Genomic DNA, 20,276 nt, shown 5'->3' on the forward strand with positions numbered 1-20,276 from the left:
GTCCGCCGGGTGCTAGGACGCCTCGAAGCCGGTCATGCGGATCACCCGGGCCGGGACGCCGGCGACGATCGCGTTGGCGGGCACGTCCTTGGTCACCACGGCGCCGGCGCCGACGATCGCGCCATCCCCGATGGTCACGCCCGGCACGACGGTGACCGAGGCGCCCAGCCAGACCTTGCGGCCGATCACGATCGGCGCGGGGATCATGTCGGCGCGCCGGTCCGGGTCGACGCCGTGGTCGAGCGTCGTCAGCGTGCTGCCGTGCCCGATCAGCGAGCCGTCCCCGATGGTGATGCCCCCGGCGTCCTGGAAGCGGCAGCCGATGTTGATGAACACGTCCTCGCCGAGGTGCAGGTTCTTGCCGAACTCGCTGTAGAACGGCGGGAACACCGCCAGCGACTCCGGCACCGGCCGCCCGGTCAGCTCGCTCATCAGGGCCCGCACCTCCTCGGGGGTGCGGTAGGAACCGTTCAGCCTCGCCAGCGTCCGCAACGCCTCCTGGGACGCCGCGTGCATGAACCGGTGCGCCTCCGAACCGCCCTCGATCACGGCGCCGCTGTTGCAGTGGTCCAGAAATTCGTGGAGCTCCATTCCCCGAGCCTCGCACTCGTCCGACGCCCGCGCGCGTCGTGATGCAGGATGGACAGATGCTGACGCTGGACCTGGCCCGCCGCCTCGCCGCCGCGGGCGTGCTGTGGGAGCCGCAGCCGGGCGACCGGTTCGCGATCGACGTGGACACCCTCACCGACCAGACCTACTGGATCAGCGACCTCACGATCGAGCTGCACCACTACGCCGACCAGTCCGTGCTCGGCTTCAACGGGACGACCGAGTGGGCGCTGGACTCGGTCGGGCTCGACCAGACGGTCTGGCTGCCGCGCGAGGACCAGCTGCGCGAGCTGCTGGGTGACCGGCTGCGGTCGGTGCATCACGAGACAGCGGCCGTATGGCGTGTCGTCACCAACGACGGGCAGCGGGAGCGGCATACGACGAACGACGACCTCGAGTGCGCCTATGCCGAGGCACTGCTCGACCTCTGCTGAGGGTCCCTGGGAAGAGTCTGACCACCCTCGGTGTTGACCTCATGTCCGCTTGATGTCGTCTCGTGGACGCATGAGCACCGCCACCGAGGAGTCCCCCTTGAGCACCAGCGCCACGGCCGCCACGCGCGCCACCCCCAGCAGCGGCGCGGCCCCCGAGGGGCCGTCAGAGCAGGGCATCTTCGCCACGCTGGGCCACATCATCCGCTTCACCTCCGAGCTGCGCCCCTACTACCTGGGCGTCGCGGCCTGCGCCATCGTCACGGCGAGCGCCGGCCTGGCGACGCCCTTCCTCGTCGGCCGGGCCACCGACACGATCGTCGACGCGGTCCAGGACGGACGGGGGACCTCCGTCTTCCCGACGCTGGCGATCCTCACGCTCGCGATCCTCGCGGCCGAGCTGGTCAGCACCGTCGTGTCCAACCTGGGCGGCTACACCGGCGACGTCCTCAGCAACCGGATCCGCGCGATCCTGTCGACGCGCTACCTCGACAAGCTGCTGCGCCTGCCGCAGAGCTGGTTCGACGACGAGATGACCGGGACGATCGTGTCGCGGCTCAACCGCTCGATCACCGAGGTCTCCACCTTCGCGAAGTCCCTGGCCAACACCTTCTTCACCATGCTGATCCAGACGGCGGCGGTGCTGGTGATCAGCGCCGTCTACTACTGGCCGCTGGCGGTGCTGCTGGCCGTCGTCTTCCCGACCTATGTCTGGCTCACGGGGCTCACGTCGCGCAAGTGGCAGCGGCTCGAGGCCGACAAGAACCACCACGTCGACACGGCCGGTGGCCGCTTCGCCGAGGTCGTGGGGCAGATCCGCGTGGTGCGGTCGTTCACCCGCGAGCGGCACGAGCTCGACACGTTCACGGACCACTTCATGCGGACCGACAGCACGACCAAGGAGCAGTCGCGGCACTGGCACACGATGGACATCATCCGTCGCGGCGTGCTCAACCTGGCTTTCGCGGCCATGTACCTCCTGATCTTCTGGCGGACCCTCGGCGGCGGCTTCTCCGTCGGCCAGATGGTGCTGCTGATCCAGCTGATCGCCATGGCCCGCATGCCGGTCGAGATGATGAGCTGGGTGCTGGACGCCTCGCAGCGTGCGGTGGCCGGGTCGCGCGACTACTTCAAGGTCATGGCGGCGACCGAGGTCGAGCACGTGCGCGAGATGCCGGCGCTGCCCGCCCGCGCCGAGGGCGACGCCGTCCTCGAGTTCGAGGACGTGCGGTTCGGCTACGGCGACGGTCCGGACGTGCTGCGGGACGTCACGTTCGACATACGGCCCGGCGAGCGTGTGGCCCTGGTCAGCGAGTCCGGCGGCGGCAAGACCACCCTGGTCAACCTGCTCCTCGGCCTCTATCCGCTGCGGGGCGGCCACATCCGCCTCGACGGCGTGGACATCACCACGCTCCCCCACGACGAGCTGCGTCGCCGCATCTCCCTCGTCTTTCAGGACCCTTCGCTGTTCTCCGACACCGTCGGCGAGAACATCCGCTACGGCCACCCCACCGCCAACGCGGACGAGGTCGCCCTGGCCGCCGAGCGCGCCAACGCCAGCGGCTTCATCGGCGGGCTGGAGGGCGAGTTCGACGCCATGATCGGCGAGCGCGGCCTCAAGCTCTCCGGCGGTCAGAAGCAGCGCATCTCGGTGGCCCGCGCCATGCTCAAGGACGCCTCCGTGCTGGTCCTCGACGAGGCCACCAGCGCCCTCGACACCCGCTCGGAGCGCGCCGTGCAGGAGGGCCTCGTGCAGCTCATGGCGGGCCGCACCTCGCTGATCATCGCTCACCGCCTGTCCACCATCGCCGGCGTCGACCGGATCGTGACGATCAAGGACGGTCGGGTCGACGAGATCGGCTCGCCTGCCCAGCTGTCCACCTCCGGTGGCGTGTATGCCGAGCTGCTCGCCATGCAGCGCCGCGGCGAGGACTCGTACCTCAACGCGTACCAGACCGCCCAGTGACCGCCGTGCATGTGAGGCAGGCGTAAGCGAACCTCCCATCGGCCGTTAGCATCACTTAATCCTTAAGTGATGCTGACGTCGGCTCGTGGCATCCCCGGAAAGGGCTCGAGGCAGCTGGCCCGCGGTGGAGCATGACAGCGTTCTGTGGGACACAAGCCCCCGGTCCGGGATGCCTCGGCTCGAATCCCGATTCGTCGGTCAGCCCTACCGCGCCGCGGTCGCCCCCCAGATCGCTCGCCTACCCCTCGCGGTCTCGTCAGCGGTCGCCGCGGAGGCCGAGAGGCAGCCGCAGCCCTCGCCGCCTTCGACGCCCTGCTCGGCTCCGAGATCGCCCCCTTTGCCGCCGTCCTGCTCCGGTCGGAATCGGCCGCCAGCTCGCCGATCGAGCAGCTGACGGCCTCCGCACGAAGGATCGCCGAGGCCGAGGTCAATGGGTCGGGGACAGAGCATGCCGAGATGATCGTCGACAACGTGCACGCCATGCAGGCCGCCCTGGACCTGGCCGATCACCTGGACGCGGACGCCATCCTGCAGATGCATCACGCCCTGATGCGGCGCAGCGATCCTGACATCGCCGGGTCCTTCCGCACCGACCAGGTGTGGGTCGGCGGCCCGCCGTCCCTCGGCCCCGGCGCTCCCCACCAGTCCGACTTCGTGCCGCCGGTGGCGCCCCGGGTCCCGCCTCCCGTCTCGGACCTGCTCGAGTTCTCCCGACGTCTCGACCTGCACGTCATCCCCCAGGTCGCCGTCGCGCACGCGCAGTTCGAGACCATCCACCCCTTCAGCGACGGCAACGGCCGCGTGGGTCGCGCGCTGATGCACGCGATGCTGCGCGCGAAGGGACTGACGCACCAGATATCGGTGCCTATCAGTGCCGGCCTGCTCACCGACACCGCCGCTACTTCACGGCCCTGACGGCCTACCGTGCCGGCGACATCGACCCGATCGTGTCCGGCGTGGCCCGGGCCACTCTCCTCGGCGTCGCGCACGGCAGGGATCTGGTCGCCGAGCTGACCGAGATCCGCGCGACCTGGGAGGCACGTCTCGCCGGCCTGCGCTCCGATGCACTGGCACGTCGGCTTTGCCGACGGCCTGTTGCAGCACCCGGTGATCTCCGCCCCCATGGCGGGTGGCCTCCTCGGCGTGCGCAACAACGAGCACCGCCACATCGATGCCCTCGTCGAGCGCGGCATCCTCCAGAGCCACACCGATCACAAGACCCGCAACCGCACGTGGCGCGCGCAGGACGTCCTGACCGCCTTGGACCGCGATGCCTCACGCGCAGGACGCCGGGGCTGGTGAGGCAGACCCCTGACCGAGGCATCAGTTACGTGGTGAGCGCGCAGCGATGGCCACGTAGGCCTCGTCGTTCGCCCGTCTCCGACCAGAACGAGTCCCGTCATGATCAGCGGCTCCATAGGTGACATGCCGAGTGTCGGTGCGCAGCTGGCGAACTTCCTTGGAAGCCTGGCGACGACTGAGCAGCTAAGTAGGGCTCTCCGGAAGTCTTTGCGTCCTGCACGTCGCGGCGTCACGGCCGTTCAGGATGCGCTCTCGCTCATCCAAGGATGGCAAGACCTCGCCGAGAAGTCGGATCCCTGGACGCCCCCGGAACCCAGGCCTAGCCCTCACGGTCGAAACCGCGGGAGCCGGATTCCCCCTCAGCGACCGGCCCACAGGCACCTGACCTGCGCCTACGGAGCTGGAGAAGGGACTCGAACCCTCAACCACCTGTCTCTGTTCAGCATCCTTCGGTGGAGTTCGGTCGGGTCGTTTTCGCCCCCCTCGACCTGCACAGATGCGCCGGCGGACCCGCGGGCCGCTCTGACGAGTCACGGTGGCTTCGGTACGAAAAGAGTGACGAAAGAGGTGACGCGACGCCTGGGCCGGGGGGCGTCTCGGTCCGGCGTGATCCGCCTTCGTCACGAGGGGGCGCGATGCAGTGAGAACTTTGGCGGATCGCGTCGGCTCGCGGGTCCGGGCTGCGAAGCCCGGGGACACGGCATGCAGGATCTGTCGGTGGTGACTCCTAGCCTGTGCGCAGACGACAGAGGGGAGGTGACAGACATGGCAGACCGTCGCGCGGGCGGAGGCCCGTACGTGCCCGACGAGGGCGGCGGAAAGCAGCCGCGGTCTCGCAACAAGGACGGCAGTTGGCGCGCTAAGCGGAGCGACGCTGGCAAGTCGCGCAAGAGCAAGTGACGCCGAGTGAAGGGCGCCCCTGGACTGTATCCGGGGGCGCCCCTTCTTCATGCCTGGGGCCGGGGAGTCGAGGGGCCGGCGCGTGAACGGCCGCCAGGCCGCACGCGCAGCGCCGGCCCCTCGACGGACTGGCCCCCGCGCGCCGAAGGCGCGCCTTGAACCAGTACAGAAACTCCTCACCGAGGGCAAAGAGCTTCCGCGTCCTCCCACTGGCGATGCACGGCGGTCAATCTCGCGTCCGGGATACGTCGAGGCGGCATCATGGTGGAGTAATGGGCGCGTAGCGCCTGCCGTGCTTGTCGAACAGTGCCTCTACGCTCGTCTTGTCGCCCTGCGAGCCATAGACGGCTGCCCGCACCTTCGGGTCGAGCAGGTCGATGCCGACCAGGTACGAGTCCTTCTCGGCGCCGACGGCCACGATGCGCTCGAAGGAGTCGCCGTGCTCGTCGGCATACGCGGCCAGTGCCTTGAGTTTGGGCAGCGCGTCGCCGAGGTGGGCACCGTGGGGGTCGACGATCGAGGGCCGGAGCGTCCCGTCGGTGGCCTCGGCGACGAAGAGCAGGTCAGGCTGCACGGACTTCCAGGCCTCGCCCGCCTGGTAGGGCACGCGCAAGCTGTGCCGGCCGGCAACGGACGGGTTGCGGTACCAGCCGACAGTGGCGTCCTTGTTGAGCTCGTGCTCGATGACCGCCCGCTCCCAGCGGTTGAGCTTGGCGTCGAGCGGGAAGTCGCCGTTCGCGTCGGAGACGACGTGGCGCCTGGCCGTGGGCAGCTTAACGAGGTCCTCGTTGACGGTGTCGACCTGCTCGTCGGTCTGGATCTCGATGGGAGCGAGCTCGGGCTCGCGAGCCATGCCGCGGACTTCCTCGTAGACCGAGCGGCGGGCGTCGGACAGCCCTGCCATCCTGCCGGCGTTCGTCGCGAGCCACATGCGCGTGAGCGACTCTGCCGCCTCCTCGACGGCAGACTGCACTCCGCCCTCGGTCTCGATCATGCCGATGGCAGCCACACGGGCGCGGACGGCGTTGACGTCAACGTCGAGAATGCTGCCGCCCTGCGCCTCCGCCTCCTCGACGGCCGACTGGACGTCGCGGCGCAGGTAGCCGGTGACCAGCGACGTGGTCAGGACGCGGCGCATGTGGCGCAGGGCGTCGTCGACGGTGTCGGTGTCGGCCGCGCGCTGCGTCTTCTCCTCGCTGATGTCGCCGTCGGCGAAGGTGGCGCGGATACGGCGGATGTCAGCGGTGAGGATGTCGTTGGCCTTCTCGTCAAGCTGGTCGGCGTAGTCGGCCGCGATGCCGTCGAGGACGCCGTAGAGCGTTTCGTGCGCCTGCTTGTCGGGCTCGGACACGAGCTCATCCTGGCCGAAGGCCTGGGCGGCCTTGAGTAGACGCTTGATGGGCCGGGCGACGGCCGACGGCCGCGCGTAGGACGGCAGGGACTGGATGAGGTCGAGCACGTCGGCCGGAATCGTCGGGTTCGGCACTAGCGTCACCGGCTTGAGCAGGACCTTGGTCACGAGCTCGGTGGACGAGCCCTTGCCGGCGCTCTTCTTGGACTTGCCGAGAAGCTCGTCGACGACGGCGCGTGTGGTGTTGAGGTCGAACTTCGGCAGGTAGCAGGCCGCGCTGTTGAGGCGGTCCACGCTCGTGGTCTGCGCGAGCGGCGTGCGCACCATGCGCCCGATGAGCTGGGTGACGTAGGTGGGGTCCTGGCCGGGGCGCAGCGAGAGCAGGACCTCGGCCCGCGGGCAGTCCCATCCGGTCGAGATGGCGTCCTTGGCGATGAGCACGCGGATGTGGGTGCGTGCCTGCACGTCCTGGGGCTGGACGCGCGGGATGACATAGGGCCCGACCTGGAACGCGCCGTGGTCCTCGCCGAGCACGTGCGCGACGCCGTCGTCGGGCAGGTCTGGCCAGTCCTGGCGGATCGTGTTGAGTACGTGGAGGATCAGCGCCTCCTCCTCGCGCCGGCCCTTCTCGGTGCCGCTCTCGCCCTTGTCCTTGTTGGGGATCTGCACGACCATGAGCGGCACGACGGGTTCGTCGATCCCCTGGGAGGCCGTGTAGTCGTCCCAGCGGCGGCAGACGTCGACGAAGTCCTGCGTGGCGTCGCGGATGAGGGTGGTGCTGAACTCGCCGACCTCGTCGGGGATATCGAGGTGAATGCCGGTCTTGATGAGGCCGGAGGCCTGCACGTCGACGGGGTCTACCTCGACGTCAGCGCGCTTGGTGCGTGACTTCGCGGTCTCCATGGCCTTCGTGAAGCGGTCCAGCGTGGCCGAGATGCCCCACACGACCGGCATGGCGGGTGCGCCGTTGCCGTTGCCGTTGATGATGCGCATGACGATGGTCTGATCCGTTGACGAGGTGGGGCGCATGCCCTCGTGCGCCTCGTCGAGGACCATGTAGAGCGTCTTGCCGGGGTCCTTGATCGTGTTGGCGAGGATGTCCCAGAAGGTGACGTTGCGGCTGTCGGTATACTTCACGAAGCCAGCGGAGACCGCAAGCTTCTGCGGGTTGATGAAGTACACGTGGCCGGTCTGGAGCGAGTCCTCGGCGTAGTCCTTGTCGAGCGTGACGAGGGTGCTGAGCGGAATCCGGTCGGCGTGCTGTCGGAAGCGCGCCTTCGTCTGCTCGTTGAGCGCGGGGTCCTTGCTGACCCACAAAAAAACTGCGGTCGGGTCGGCCTCGACGCCGAACTCGTCGGAGCCGTGCAGGGTGGCTTCGATGGCGGCGGCGGCCATGACTGTCTTACCGCTGGAGGTGGGCGCGGACAACGCGAAGGCCGAATGCTCCTGGTGCTGGCGCCAGTCGCTCTTGGAGCGGGACAGCAGCTTGAGGATGTCTTTGACGGCCTCACGCTGGTAGCCCTTCAGGGGAGTCTGCATGTCAGGCCCTCTCACTGTTGATCTCGAACGTGCGCAGGTAGGACTCGTAGAGGCGTACCGCCTCGAGACCCTCGGGAAGTTGGGAGGCGATGGCCTGGAACTGAGGCTCGTCGTTGGTCACGACGAAGACGGTGCGGAGGCCGGCGGCCTGGTCGACGGCCTTGAGGAACGGGCCGCTTGCGTCGACGTTGAACAGGACTGCGTAGGTGTCGGCGACGTCGAACGTGTCCGACCTCTCGTCGATGCGTCGGCCCTGGCTGCCTGCGCGCATCCAGAGGTGGGGCGCGATCGACTTGAAGGCGAGGTCTAGTTCCACCAGCTTGGGGTTGAGGTAGGTCAGCGTGAAGAACTCGACGTTGGTGGGGAGGCCGTCGGTGTCGAAGACCGACCCGTCGGGCCGGACGCCCGTCGCCACTGTCTCGATCCTGGGTCGTGTCACGTGTTCGTAGACGCCGAGCGACTCCCACTCACTGTCTCCGGGACGGTGGCCGCCTCGACGCAGCTTCGCCTCTTCGGCGGCACTGAGCTCGTTGTTGGTCACAAGGATGCACTGACGCGTGCCGGCGTCCTCTGCGTTGAGGCGCATGACGGCTTCCATCGTCGACCCCGATCCACCGAAGAAGTCCAGGACCACGGCGTTGTCGCTAGCGACCAACCTCAGCCATCGCATAAGGACGGTGTGGTCCTTCGGGAACGGGAACCGCTTGTCACCGAGGATCTTCTTGAGGTAGTTGGATGCGGGCATCCGGCTCTGCGTAAAGGTCTCGTAGGGGACACGAGACTCCATGTCGTCGAGCATCCGCTTGAACCTCGGCCGCGTGGTCTCGTCAGGCCCGAAGAGGACTCGGCCCTCAGCAATGAGTCGGTCCATCGTCTCTCGCGAGTATCGCCAACCCTTATCGGGGAAGGGAATGGGCTTGCCCGTGACGGGGTGCGTCAGAGGGTAGCTCAGGTTCTCCCTGGGGTTGGGAGACGTCAGGTTATCGGCTTGGAACACGCGACCCTGCTCGTCGATCTGGTCGTAGCGGTAGACGGCGGGTTCGAGTTCGGAACGATGGGGGCGGACAAGCTTCCGGAACAACTTCGTCGCTTGGGCGGCGTCGTGTCCCGACTCGACCCAGGCCTGGGCAGCGAGTCCGCGGAGCAGTTCCACGCCGCCCTTGGTCTCCGACCACCGGATGTCCTTGTCCGCCATCAGGGCGACGTTGAGGCCGTAGATGAGCATGTAGTCCACGCCGCCGGCCGTGAAGCGGGCGTCATTCTTGCCGCTGCCCTGCCAGACCACGTCGGAGATGAAGTTCTGCTCGCCGAAGGTCTGGTCGAGAAGCATCCGTAGGCGGTGGTGCTGGTCATCACCTATGGCCACGATGATCACGCCGGTATCGCGCAGCAACTTCTTGGCCAGCTTCAGCCGGCGCTCCATGAAGCTCAACCACTTGCTGTGCCGGTAGGCGTCGGTGCCGTCGACCCATGCGTCGTTGTACTTCCAGTCCTTGGCTCCGGTCCCGTAGGGCGGGTCGATGTAGACGACGTCGACCTTGCCCTGGTGGGTGACCAGCAACGCTTCGAGAGCGTGGTAGTTCTCGGAGTTGATGACCGTGTGGAAAGGGGCGCCGTCAGCGCGCGCGACCTTGCCGGCGCTGATGAGTCCGGGGTAGATCGGGTCACGGAAGTCGGCAACGAAGACCAAGTCGTCGAGTGGACGTTCCGCGGTGGCGCCGCCCGCCGGGTTCAGAAGCTCCGCGACCTTGCAGCCCTTAGTGCCGGTGATCTTGGTGACGATCCACGTGACGTCGGATTCGGCCTTGCTCTCGCCACGAGGCGGGATGAACCTCACCTTGTCGCCGACGCTGATCGGTCGGCCGACGAGGCTGACCTGCTCGGGGCGGTGGCGCTCGAAGTTGAGGCCGTTGGCGCGCCTGTTCCTGAGGGACTCGATCTGTCGGCGGAGCTCCTCGCCCGTGGCCGAGTCGAGCGCGCTGACGCGCGCGAGGATGTCGTTGAGCTCGTTCGCCATGCTGCCCTGCCCCCGTTGCCGTCGGTCAAAGGGCAAGGCTATAGGGGTGAACGCAGGACGGCAGTCACGCACGTGTGAGGCGTCCCGGGCGTGGCGCCGCTTCGTTGCCAGTTCGAGAGCAAGCCGTGAGGACCTCTCCCCTAGGCGCTGGTCATGACCGTCCCGGCCGAGTGGGAGGCCGCCCGCTGTGCCACCCTCGACCGTGAGCTGGCACCGGTTAAGAACGGCACGAAATTCGGGACGCTACTACCAGCGGTTGCGGCGCTGCCGCGAGCCCGGCCGTTGGCCCCTGAGACACTGTGGTCGTGGACCTTTCAGTGGACATCGCGCGCGACCTGGCGCGGCAGTTCGTAGGTGACCTGCACCCCCGGTGGGAGCACCTGCAAGCCGTGGGCCGCCGTGCGGAGGACCTGTGCGAGACCGCCGGGCTGTCCGAGACGGTCGCGATCGCAGCATGGCTTCACGACATCGGCTACGGGCCGGCCATCGCGCACACCGGATTCCACCCGCTCGACGGAGCACGATTCCTCATCGAGCACGGCGCGCCGCGGGACGTTGTCCGACTCGTGGCTTGGCACACAGGCGCTGGCTTCGAGGCTCAGGAACGTGGATTGCTCGACGACCTCGGCGGCTTCGCTCAACCGTCAGTGGACGAACTCGACGCTCTGACGATGATCGACCTAGCCACCTCACCGACAGGCGAGCCGCTCCTCGACGTGAAGCGCATCGCTGAGATCCTGTCGCGCTACGAGGACGGGCACCCAGTGCACGAGGCGGTGGAGAACTCGCGCGCCTCGCTGCTGGCTTCCTCGCGACGAGCCAAGGCAGCGCTCGGTCTACCTCAGGACTGGCCGGGCGGAGGTTAGCGCATCCTCGATCCGCTGGCGCATTGACGGGTGCATGTCCATCTCCGCAAGCTCGTCGCGGGTCAGCCACACGACTTGGTCGCTCTCGCTGCTGGTCTGTTTCTCTCCCCCGATGAGACGGGCCCTGAACGCCAGGGAGAACTGCTGGCGCACCTCGCCGTCGTCGTAGGCCATGACGTGCCTCGGGTTCGTGTAGGTACCCGTCAGGGTCTCGACCTCGACGTCGTAGCCCGTCTCCTCCTTGACCTCGCGTACGACGGTGTCCGTGATGGATTCGCCGATGTCGTGCCCGCCGCCGGGGAGGGCCCACTTGCCGTTGTCGGTCTTGTGGATGAGGAGCAGCCGCCCCGCGTCGTCCTGGACGATCGCCACCACGGAGGGGACGACGCTGTTCGCCTTCGGAGCGTTCGGGTCGTCGATGTAGTCGATACGAGCCATGCAGCTTAGGCTAGGTCACGCCCAGCGACAGCACGCCTTGGCCCTGCCCCAGATCTTGAGAGATTCGGCGCTGCGCGGTGCTCACGACCTCGCCCCTGAGCTAGCATCGCATGGTGACTACGGGAGGGGACGCGCCCCAGCGACACGAGGGCGACGCCGTTCGTCTGCGCCTGCAAGGAGATCGCTTCGACGGTGGCCGCCTCCCGGCCTCTGCACTTGTGGAGATTCAGCGGTATGCCGAATTGGTCCGCGATGCCACAATCTTCGAGTGGCGTGAGCAGCATCCCGGGCAAGAAGTACCGGAGGAGTTGAACGCAGCCCTCGACCTTGCCCTAGTCGACATCCAGAACGGCAGCGCACTAGCGGTGCTCGACTATGGAACTGAATCCTATCACCCGCAGATCGAGTCGGGTGAGAGTGAGGTGCTAAAGGCGATATCTGCGCGCGCAAATAATATAACCGCAGCGGCGTCAGACCTCATCGAACTTCCCCCATGGACCCAACATGAAAATTTTTACCATTTCGGGGCCAGCCTAGACGTCCACGACTCACTCACAATTGAGGCAAATCATCATCAGTCCGTCGTAGTCGACGCCAATTTTGCCGATAGGTCGTGGACATCCCGCTCCAATTCGGACGCCGGGGAGCAAGAAGAGGATATACCCAAATCTAGTCAAGAGGCCGGTTCCATAACCGGCCGCCTTACTCTTCTGTCACCCGAAAAGAAGACCTATGAACTTGTGACGATCGATGGCCTCGAACTTCGAGGCCGATACAAGGATGACGAATTGAGCGCCGCACTGAAGGGGGCGCTCGGCACCAGCACCTCGGCGCCCCTCATGCGCGTTCACGGTACCCTTTCAGTTCGAGAAGGCCACCCCTGGCGGGTATGGGCCACAGAAACAGTTGAGGTGTTGATGGCGGCCAATGAGCCATGGCAGCCAAGACTGCAGGAGTTGGCTCAAATGCCACCCGGCTGGGGTGACGGCCCGGAAAACAAGGAGATTGCATTCTCCGCACTCGATGCTGCACACAATCTCCTCCTAGCCGCAAAGGGGGAAGAGATAGGTCGACCGGGAGTTTTTCCCGTTGAAGATGGTGGCGTCACTCTTGAGTGGGCGAACGCAAGCAATTTCACAAGCATTGAAGTGACGCCAGATGCGATATTCAACTTTACGGACATATCTGCAGGCGACTCCACCGTCTTCACGCACCAGACAGCGGCACTCGATGAGGCGCTTAAGATAATGATCAACCTGCAGTCGCGTCAAATCATCACGGAGGGTCCCACCGAATGAGTTTCACCTTCCCTGACTTGCCTGCCGACTGGGAACTGGTGCCGAACGACGCGGCGCGCAACGAGGAAAAGGCCGCGTCAGAACTGCTTTGGCGCCAGATCCCGCCGCACAATTTCGATCACACCGTGGGCCAGCCGGGCGCAGCCGCCTTCGGGCCACAGAGTTCCGACGCGCGGAAGCCGTCGTTCTCCCTCAGTTCAAAGGTATCGGCACAAGCCGCACGGGACTGGCATAACGCCAATGCGCGATCCACCTCTGTCGGCGTCTGGTCATGCAGCGTGACTGAAGTTTATGATGCTGGATCCCAGGTCGTCGACGACTCAAAAATCCCTTCGGAGCCAGATGTCGAACAATCTCCTGGCCATGTCTTCGTAGATTATCGGGATTTAAAAAAGGCTGACAAGAATCTACTGCAGGCCACTCTGTTGATGAAGGCCTTGGCGCGAGGGGAGATTATCACCTCCCCCCGCCGGGTAAGTGAGTCAAGGGCCGATTAGGGCCTCAATCGCGCAGAATGGAATCAGAGCCCTCCCTGCCTGTCAGGGAACTTCCTCACCCGAATTCCAAATGCGGTCGAAACTGGTTGCGTAGTGCGTGAATAGTCGGCCCCCTGGAATACGCTGGATGTGGAGCACCGGGGAGTGGGAGGCCGGGGCGCCGTAGGCGTGTGCGTTGACGAGCACCGTGTCGTCAAAGCGGAAGAGCGAGTTGTAGAGCGTCGCACCGTGCTGACGCGCCTCGACACCAGGGACATCGAGGTACGGCCTGAGGTAGGCCCATGACAGGGCACACCGGCTGCCGAGCAGACTGCCGATGCCCTCCTCGTCACCGCGCTGGGCCACCGCGGGTGAGTCTGGATCACCGAACAGCAGCCGCACTCGCACGCCCGCCTCTGCCCGCTCGGCGAGCAGGTCCACGAACCCAGGCATGCCGTCGTGCAGGAAACTCGCGGCGAAGGCGAGGAGGTCGATGGACTCCTTGGCGTTGCGAGCAAGGTCGAACCACTCCCCTGGCGGCACGGCACCGCGGTTCGGATACATCTTGACCAACTCCGCCTGCGCCGCACTGACAGCCTGGCGGCTGTTGGCAGTGCTGGGCCAGAGGTAGACGTCGTCCTTCCCGAGCACCGCCGCCACCTTGAGCCGGTGGGTGCGGTGCGGGGCTCGGCCCTTCGTGATCCACCGCTCGACGGTGCGGGGGTCGACCTCCACTCTCTCGGCGAGCTGGGTAGGGGTGAGGCCGGCGCTGACGAGTGCGCCGCGGAGTCGTTCGTTCGTGTCCATCGGACCACCTGACGTTTAGGGACGTTTTGAGTGTCTCAGAGACGTCCCGAACCGTCCAACGGTGTGGTGACAACGTCCGTTTCGTCCGGAGTCTCCTGGTGTCAGCCCACCAACGGGCGCCTACAAAGGAGACGAAACATGGCTATCCAGAAGCGCTTTCCCGTCCAGCACTCCGACGTGTTCCCCGCGGGGGCGTGGCTCGGCGGTCCGATCGAGGCGGTGACGGACTTCAACGCTCCCGCCCGCCCGGACGGATCGCGTCCGCAGCAGCTCGACAAGGACACCGGCCTGCCGCTCTGGTCGGTCCCGATCTTCGACGCGGACGCCGAGGCAGGCAAGAAGGACAAGGCGATCACGGTCAAGATCGCAGCGACGCACCAGCCGGTCCCGCCGACGAACGACACCCCCTTCCCGTTCACCGCGGTCGAGTTCGTCGGCCTGACGGCCCTGCCGTGGGTGGACGACTCGGGCAACCGGCCCCGCATCGCCTGGTCGTTCAAGGCCGACGGCATCACCGCCCCCGGCGCCTCCCGTAAGACCAACGGGACGGGCAGCCCGGCTGCGGACAAGGCGGCCTGACGATGACCACCACCACTGCCCCTGTTCTTGGGGTGGGGTCGGGGTTCGCGGTGCTGTGCGGGCTGCTGGACGCCATGCCGCCCGTGCCCGTTCGTCGGGTCGAGGTCACCGGCGCTCTCCTCGACCCGGGCGACCGCCCCCAGCCGGTCGGTACCGAGGTGCACGTGCACGTCGCCGACCCGGACGACGCGCCCACCCTGGCGGCGCACTTCCGTCAGACCGCGTACCGGTCGCACCGCGCGGCGGCGGTCGTCCTCGATGGCGAGTACGCGCACCAGGCGTGGACCGGCACCGTCCCCACCGCGGCCGGACCGGTCAGGGTGCGGGTCAGCTCGTGCGAGTACCTGCCCCCGCCGCTGGCCGCGATCACCACCACCCCCCACGACCCCGCTGCCCCTCGCGACGCTGGCGCGATGGGTGCGGCTGCCTGAAAGGCCCCCTGATGATCAACGCACCGCTGTTCGTCGTCGTCCTGCTCGTCACGCTCATCGCCCTCAAGACCCGCGCCGCGAAAGCCGGCTCAACCGTCCTCGGCCTCGTCCTCGGGTTGTGCCTGGCGTCCACGACCCTCGGTGAGCCGATCCTGTCCGCGGTCACGCAGATCAGCCAAGGCCTCGTCACCGCCGTCTCCTCGATGGCCAAGCCGTGATGTTCTCCGACACCCAGCCCACGACCCCCGTCACCGTCCGCCTCGACAACAGCACCGCCCGCGCTCCGTCCCGTGACGGTGGCCAGGGGTTCCTGAACCGTGCCGCCCGCGGCCTCGCCGACACGCTCTCACTTGCCGTCCACGCACCCCTGCTCGTCGGCCTCGGCCTGTCGATCGGCGCCTGGGTGGGCCTGCTCGTGGCGGGCCGGTTCCTGGTCGCCGCCATCGTCCTCGTGATGGTGGCGGCGGCCGGGGTCGCCCTCGCCCACCGGCACCCCGCCGGGGCCCGCCGGCTCGTCGCCGTCCTGGTCGGGCAGGGGTACCGGGCGCTGGTGTACCGGCCCCGCTGGGAGGTCGCCTGCCACGCCGCGAACCTCGCCCCCCGCATCGGAACCACCACACACGTCCCCGGCCTGGTGCGTCACACCCGCACCACCCACGGCGTCGACATCCTCCTGGTCCGCATGGCCCCCGGCCAGACCCTCACCACCTGGCAGGCGGCTGCAGGGTCGTTGGCAGCGACGTTCACCGCTCACACCATCACCGCCCGCCCCACCGACCGCCCCGGCTGGGTCCTGCTCGACGTCCTGCGCCGCGACCCCCTCGCCGGCGAGACCACCGCCCCCGACCCCGCCCGCCACACCCCCACCAGCACCAGCACCACCGCTGCTCGTCCTGCCGCGGTCGAGCCGTCGCGGGTCACCCGGGCCCTCACCGGCCTGACCAAGCTCCCGCAGCGCGCCGGCCTGCCCGCCCTGACCACGGTCGCGCACGAGGACGACCCCCTCGGCGTGGTCCTCGGTGTGGACGAGCACGGACGCCCCCTGACCCTGAACCCCTACACCACCGCGCACGCGGGGATGCAGGGCGCGACCCGGTCGGGCAAGTCCTCCGCCTGCTACACCCTGTTGGCTGCGTTAGCGCACCGCGCAGACGTCATCGTGTGCGGGGTCGACCCCTCCGGACTCCTCCTCGACCCCTTCACCACCGACAACGGGGGACGCGGTGGTGCGTTCATCGCGACCGGCACCAGCCGGGACGACATCACCCGCGCCGTGACCGTCCTAACGGACATCGTCGCGATGATGGACGCCTGCATCCGGGACCTGCGCGCGAGGGGCGTGGACAAGCTCACCACCTTCACCCCCACGACCCCCGCGTGTTGGGTCGTCATGGAGGAATACCCCGGCCTGCTCGCCGCCGCGAAAGCCCTCGACAACGAGGCCGGCACCAAGGCCGGCGACCGCCTCGCACCCCGCCTCGCCGCCGCCCTCGGACGCATCGTGAAGGAAGGCGCCAAGGTCGGGATCTTCGTCCTCGTCCTCGCCCAGCGCATGAGCGCCGACGCCCTCAACACCGACGACCGCATGAACCTCGCCCTGCGCCTCACGCTGCGGGTCGACAACGGTGACGCCGTCGCGATGCTCCACGACGGCATCACCCGCGACCACGTCCACGCCGTCCGCACCTTCGCCCCCGGCGTCGCCCTCGTCGAGTCCCCCGGCACCGGCGTCCGCCGGGTGCGCCTGCACTACACCGACTACGCCACCTACCGGACCCGCGTCGCCGCCGGCATCACCGCCACCGCACCCGCCCCCGCCATCAGTTCTGACGGCACCCCCACCGTCGACCTCGTCGGCGAAGTCATCACCCTCCCCACCACCGACAACACCGCCGCCACCGTCACCTGTGAGGAGGACGCCGCATGAGCAGCCCGTGGCAGGCCTCGGCCGCCTGCGCGCCCCGCCTCGACCTGCCCTGGACCGCCGACCGCGCGGACCTCACCGAATGGCAGGCGATCAGCATGACCGCGATCTGTGACGCCTGCCCCGTCCTAACCGCCTGCACGAGCGCCGTCGCAGCCCTCGACATCACCGGCGGCTGGTGGGCCGGAACCGACCGCGACCCCCTCGCCACCGAACCCACCAGCCTGGTCCCGATCACGTGGCGGCCCCTGCTGACCCGCACCGGTCGCAGCCTGGGCGCCCAGGCCGCCCTCGACCTCGACGGACTGGCCGCGGCATGACCGTTCTGGACAGCCACAGTGGCGCACCCTCCACGACCCGGGGTGCGTTCCCGGGGTTCGGTGAGGGTGCACCACTGGACCTGCCCAGCCTCACCACCGACCAGCAGACCGGCATCCTGTCCCGCCTCCTCGACGGCACCGCCGACGCCTTCGCCGACGCTCTCGCGTCCGTGGGCAACTGCGCCCACCCGATCCGCCTCCACGGCTCATCGACCACCATCGACACGGCCACGGGGGAAGTCCTGTCGTCGTTCTCCTCGACCGACGCACCCCTCGGCGTGCTGCTCACCCCGTGCGGCAACCGCCGCGCCCACGCCTGCCCCGCCTGCTCTCGCGTCTATGCCCGCGACACGTTCGAAGTCATTCGCTCCGGCGTCGTCGGCGGTAAGACCGTGCCCCCGACCGTCGCCCAGGCACCGCTGCTGTTCGTCACGCTCACCGCGCCCTCGTTCGGATTCGTCCACGGCGTCCGCCCCGATGGTGGCCGGTGCCGTCCGCGCTCCTGTGATCGGGCACCCCGCTGCTCGCACGGAACCCGCCTCTCCTGCCATGCCACGCACCAGGACGGAGACGACATCGTCGGGTCCCCCCTGTGCTGGGACTGCTACGACTGGACATCCGCCGTCGTATGGCAGTGGTTCGCCCCCGAGCTGTGGCGACGCACCACCATCGCGATACGACGAGCCCTCGCACGACACCTCGGCACCAAGCCCTCACGGCTCAAGCTCGTTGCGTCCGTCCAGTTCGCCAAAGTCGCGGAATACCAGGAACGAGGACTCATCCACTTCCACGCCCTCATCCGCGTCGACGGGCCCAACGGACCCGGCAGCCGCTCACCCCTGGACGGGGACGCCTTCGCCGACGTGCTGCGCAGTGTCCTGCCGGCCATCTCGTTCGTGGCACCGCCGACCGACGAGGACGACCGCGGCCGCATCATCACCTGGGGCCGACAACTCGACATCCGCACCATCAACCACGGGCCCACACACCTTCGCACAGCGGACACGCTCGCCCCCGAGCAGGTCGCCGGTTACCTCGCGAAGTACGCGACAAAGGACTCCACCGACCTTCGCCACGGCACCTCGCAGCGTCCCCACCTTGCGCGGCTGGACGCAGAGTGCCGCCGGCTGCACACCCTTGCGGTCCAACGCACCCACGATCGGCGGTCGGGCCTGCCGACCAAGGTCCCGCTGGACGCCAAGACCCAGCCGGACCCCTATCTCCTCCTCGGCAAGTGGGCGCACTGTCTCGGCTTCCGTGGCCACTTCGCCACGAAGTCGCGCCGCTACTCCGTCACCCTCGGCCGCCTTCGCCGAGCCCGGGAACGCTACCGCCGGGCCGTCATGACCGCACAACGCGAAGGCCAGCCCCTGGACCTCCGCGACCTCGAAGCGCGACTGCTCGCCGACGACGACGAAGAGACCACTCTCGTCGTCGGCTCGTGGACGTACGCAGGGACCGGCTGGCCTCGCCCGGGGGACGCCGCCCTCGCGGCCTCCGCTGCCGCCCGTGCGCGGGAGTACGACAAGTGGAAGGCCGAACAGCGCAAAACGACCCACTGACTCCCCACCCCATGACGAAAGGACCCGACCATGTGCAATCGCCTCGACCCGCTGTGGACACCCGCTCAGCTTGCCGAGTACCTGGGCATCCCTGTCCAGACGCTCTACGACTGGAACTGGAAGGGGCACGGCCCGACTCCGATCAAGATCGGCCGGCACCTGCGGTACCGGGAGAGCGACATAATGGCGTGGCTCGACGTGTGCACCGCGGCGGCCTGACGATGCCTCGACGCTCTCTCGAGCCAGGAACATGGGGTGAGATCACGACGACCAAGGAGGTCACCGACGCGGGGACCCTCTGGCGGTGCCGGGCCAAGTTCCGTGCCTTCGACGGTCGCGCGCGTGTCATCCAGCGCTCCGCCCCGACCCGCAAGGCCGCCCGGCAGGCCCTCGACGACGCACTGTCAGAGGCGTCCGCCCAAGGACAGGGCGTCCTCACTTCACAGGACACCTTCGAGACCGCCGTCACCGCATGGCTCGACGACCTGGCCCAGCTTGTCGCCATGGGTGAGCGTTCCCCCTCGACGCTTGACCACTATCGGCACACCTGGACCAAGCACGTTTCACCCGCCCTCGGCGGGCTGCGACTGGCTCAGGTCACCGTCCCCGTGGTGGACCGCTTCATCGTCAGCCTGCACGGCAAAATCGGCCCGGCGACCGCCCGCACCTCTCGCGCCATCGTGTCCGGCGCTATGGGGCGGGCTGTCCGAGAGGGCGCGGTCGCCTCCAACCCCGCCCGTGACGTTCGGCGCTTGAGCATTCGCCCCAAGAAGGCCCCGCGCGCCCTGACTGACGAGGAGCGCACCCGCTGGTTCCTGGCCCTGGCCCAGAGTGAGGTCGCCGTGCGTCACGAACTCCCACAACTTTCGGCCTTCATGCTCGCCACGGGCGTCCGCATCGGCGAGGCACTCGCGCTGGTCTGGCGGGAGGTGGACCTCGTCGCGGGTACCGCACACATCACGTCGACCCTGATCCGGGTCAAGGGTGAAGGGCTGATCCGCAAGGACACCAAGACCCAGGCCGGTGATCGACCTCTGGTGCTGCCACTGTGGTGCGTCGCGATGCTTCGAGAGCGGGCCTCGGTCGGGGTGGGGCCCGACGAGCCGGTCTTCGGGAGCATCAACGGCACTTTCCGGGACCCGCGCAACGTGTCACGGTGGATGGCTCAGGCGCGCCAGGACGCCGGGCTCGAATGGATGACGTCCCACTCGTGGCGCAAGACCACGGCATCTGTGCTCGACGGGTCGGGGCTGCCGGCTCGCGTGATCGCGGACCAACTCGGCCACTCTCGTGTGTCGATGACTCAGGACGTCTACCTCGGGCGTCGGATGGCTGACCCGCGCGTCGTCGAAGCTCTCGAACTCATCAACCCAAGGTTGGCACTCGGTCGGGAAAAGAGTGACGAAACGAGTGACGAGCCCATCGACGGTGAGGTGCTGTGATGGAAAACCGCTGGTCAG

20 protein-coding genes are annotated in these 20,276 nt (G+C 67.8%); 15 read left to right on the forward strand and 5 right to left on the reverse strand.

Annotated features, from left to right (window positions below; translation table 11 throughout):
* Positions 1–12: 12 nt before the first annotated feature.
* Positions 13–591 (reverse strand): sugar O-acetyltransferase, encoded by a 579-nt coding sequence (locus K313_RS0106880; protein WP_029210994.1) that lies wholly within the window; start codon positions 589–591, stop codon positions 13–15.
* Between the two features lie 56 nt (positions 592–647).
* Here K313_RS0106880 and K313_RS0106885 point away from each other — a divergent pair, with 56 nt between their 5' ends.
* The 4 genes from K313_RS0106885 (at position 648) to K313_RS24440 (ending at position 4,308) form a co-directional block, all read left to right on the forward strand.
* Entirely contained in the window at positions 648–1,043 is a 396-nt protein-coding gene (locus tag K313_RS0106885; protein WP_029210995.1) for a hypothetical protein, read from the forward strand.
* A 70-nt stretch (positions 1,044–1,113) separates the two neighbouring features.
* Positions 1,114–3,006 carry an ABC transporter ATP-binding protein gene (locus K313_RS0106890; RefSeq protein WP_029210996.1) on the forward strand — a complete coding sequence of 631 codons (1,893 nt, stop codon included), beginning with the start codon at positions 1,114–1,116 and terminating at the stop codon, positions 3,004–3,006.
* 456 nt (positions 3,007–3,462) lie between these two features.
* The gene (locus K313_RS24435) at positions 3,463–3,921 is read left to right on the forward strand and encodes a Fic family protein (protein WP_240483949.1); all 459 of its coding nucleotides are present in this window, start codon (positions 3,463–3,465) and stop codon (positions 3,919–3,921) included.
* Between the two features lie 147 nt (positions 3,922–4,068).
* Entirely contained in the window at positions 4,069–4,308 is a 240-nt protein-coding gene (locus K313_RS24440; protein WP_240483950.1) for a hypothetical protein, read from the forward strand.
* Between the two features lie 1,159 nt (positions 4,309–5,467).
* On the opposite strand, the gene K313_RS0106900 is transcribed toward K313_RS24440, so the two are convergent.
* Positions 5,468–8,098: a DEAD/DEAH box helicase gene (locus tag K313_RS0106900; RefSeq protein WP_029210997.1), complete on the reverse strand. Its 2,631-nt coding sequence runs from the start codon at positions 8,096–8,098 to the stop codon at positions 5,468–5,470.
* Between the two features lies 1 nt (position 8,099).
* Positions 8,100–10,115, reverse strand: coding sequence for a site-specific DNA-methyltransferase (locus K313_RS0106905; protein WP_029210998.1), 2,016 nt, complete (start codon positions 10,113–10,115; stop codon positions 8,100–8,102).
* A 305-nt stretch (positions 10,116–10,420) separates the two neighbouring features.
* Here K313_RS0106905 and K313_RS0106910 point away from each other — a divergent pair, with 305 nt between their 5' ends.
* The gene (locus tag K313_RS0106910; RefSeq protein WP_029210999.1) at positions 10,421–10,981 is read left to right on the forward strand and encodes an HD domain-containing protein; all 561 of its coding nucleotides are present in this window, start codon (positions 10,421–10,423) and stop codon (positions 10,979–10,981) included.
* Here the strand turns inward: K313_RS0106910 and K313_RS0106915 are convergent.
* Positions 10,952–11,419: an NUDIX hydrolase gene (locus tag K313_RS0106915; protein WP_029211000.1), complete on the reverse strand. Its 468-nt coding sequence runs from the start codon at positions 11,417–11,419 to the stop codon at positions 10,952–10,954. The two genes, K313_RS0106910 and K313_RS0106915, sit on opposite strands and share 30 nt — an antisense overlap.
* Positions 11,420–11,529: 110 nt before the next feature.
* Here K313_RS0106915 and K313_RS23410 point away from each other — a divergent pair, with 110 nt between their 5' ends.
* Both K313_RS23410 and K313_RS23415 read left to right on the forward strand, forming a co-directional pair.
* Positions 11,530–12,717 (forward strand): hypothetical protein, encoded by a 1,188-nt coding sequence (locus tag K313_RS23410; protein WP_169516827.1) that lies wholly within the window; start codon positions 11,530–11,532, stop codon positions 12,715–12,717.
* Positions 12,714–13,214, forward strand: a complete 501-nt coding sequence (locus K313_RS23415) for a hypothetical protein (protein WP_156911203.1) — start codon at positions 12,714–12,716, stop codon at positions 13,212–13,214. The genes K313_RS23410 and K313_RS23415 overlap by 4 nt, the downstream gene beginning before the upstream one ends.
* A gap of 42 nt (positions 13,215–13,256) precedes the next feature.
* On the opposite strand, the gene K313_RS0106920 is transcribed toward K313_RS23415, so the two are convergent.
* The gene (locus K313_RS0106920) at positions 13,257–14,000 is read right to left on the reverse strand and encodes an XRE family transcriptional regulator (RefSeq protein ID WP_029211001.1); all 744 of its coding nucleotides are present in this window, start codon (positions 13,998–14,000) and stop codon (positions 13,257–13,259) included.
* A gap of 138 nt (positions 14,001–14,138) precedes the next feature.
* Here K313_RS0106920 and K313_RS0106925 point away from each other — a divergent pair, with 138 nt between their 5' ends.
* The 8 genes from K313_RS0106925 to K313_RS0106960 are packed head-to-tail and all read left to right on the forward strand — an operon-like array spanning position 14,139 to position 20,258.
* Positions 14,139–14,579 (forward strand): hypothetical protein, encoded by a 441-nt coding sequence (locus K313_RS0106925; RefSeq protein WP_029211002.1) that lies wholly within the window; start codon positions 14,139–14,141, stop codon positions 14,577–14,579.
* Between the two features lie 2 nt (positions 14,580–14,581).
* Positions 14,582–15,010, forward strand: a complete 429-nt coding sequence (locus K313_RS0106930; RefSeq protein WP_156911205.1) for a hypothetical protein — start codon at positions 14,582–14,584, stop codon at positions 15,008–15,010.
* Positions 15,011–15,021: 11 nt separating this feature from the next.
* Positions 15,022–15,228, forward strand: coding sequence for a hypothetical protein (locus K313_RS0106935; RefSeq protein ID WP_029211004.1), 207 nt, complete (start codon positions 15,022–15,024; stop codon positions 15,226–15,228).
* Positions 15,228–16,937: an FtsK/SpoIIIE domain-containing protein gene (locus K313_RS24695; protein ID WP_029211005.1), complete on the forward strand. Its 1,710-nt coding sequence runs from the start codon at positions 15,228–15,230 to the stop codon at positions 16,935–16,937. Before K313_RS0106935 ends, K313_RS24695 begins: the two co-directional genes overlap by 1 nt.
* Entirely contained in the window at positions 16,934–17,254 is a 321-nt protein-coding gene (locus K313_RS22225) for a hypothetical protein (RefSeq protein WP_029211006.1), read from the forward strand. Before K313_RS24695 ends, K313_RS22225 begins: the two co-directional genes overlap by 4 nt.
* Positions 17,251–18,816, forward strand: coding sequence for a replication initiator (locus K313_RS0106950; protein WP_029211007.1), 1,566 nt, complete (start codon positions 17,251–17,253; stop codon positions 18,814–18,816). The genes K313_RS22225 and K313_RS0106950 overlap by 4 nt, the downstream gene beginning before the upstream one ends.
* Before the next feature lie 30 nt (positions 18,817–18,846).
* Positions 18,847–19,035, forward strand: a complete 189-nt coding sequence (locus K313_RS0106955; RefSeq protein WP_029211008.1) for a helix-turn-helix transcriptional regulator — start codon at positions 18,847–18,849, stop codon at positions 19,033–19,035.
* Entirely contained in the window at positions 19,017–20,258 is a 1,242-nt protein-coding gene (locus K313_RS0106960) for a site-specific integrase (RefSeq protein ID WP_051274037.1), read from the forward strand. The genes K313_RS0106955 and K313_RS0106960 overlap by 19 nt, the downstream gene beginning before the upstream one ends.
* Positions 20,259–20,276 lie beyond the last annotated feature (18 nt).

Origin of the sequence: Arsenicicoccus bolidensis DSM 15745, from assembly GCF_000426385.1 — a bacterium.
Lineage (GTDB): Bacteria > Actinomycetota > Actinomycetes > Actinomycetales > Dermatophilaceae > Arsenicicoccus > Arsenicicoccus bolidensis.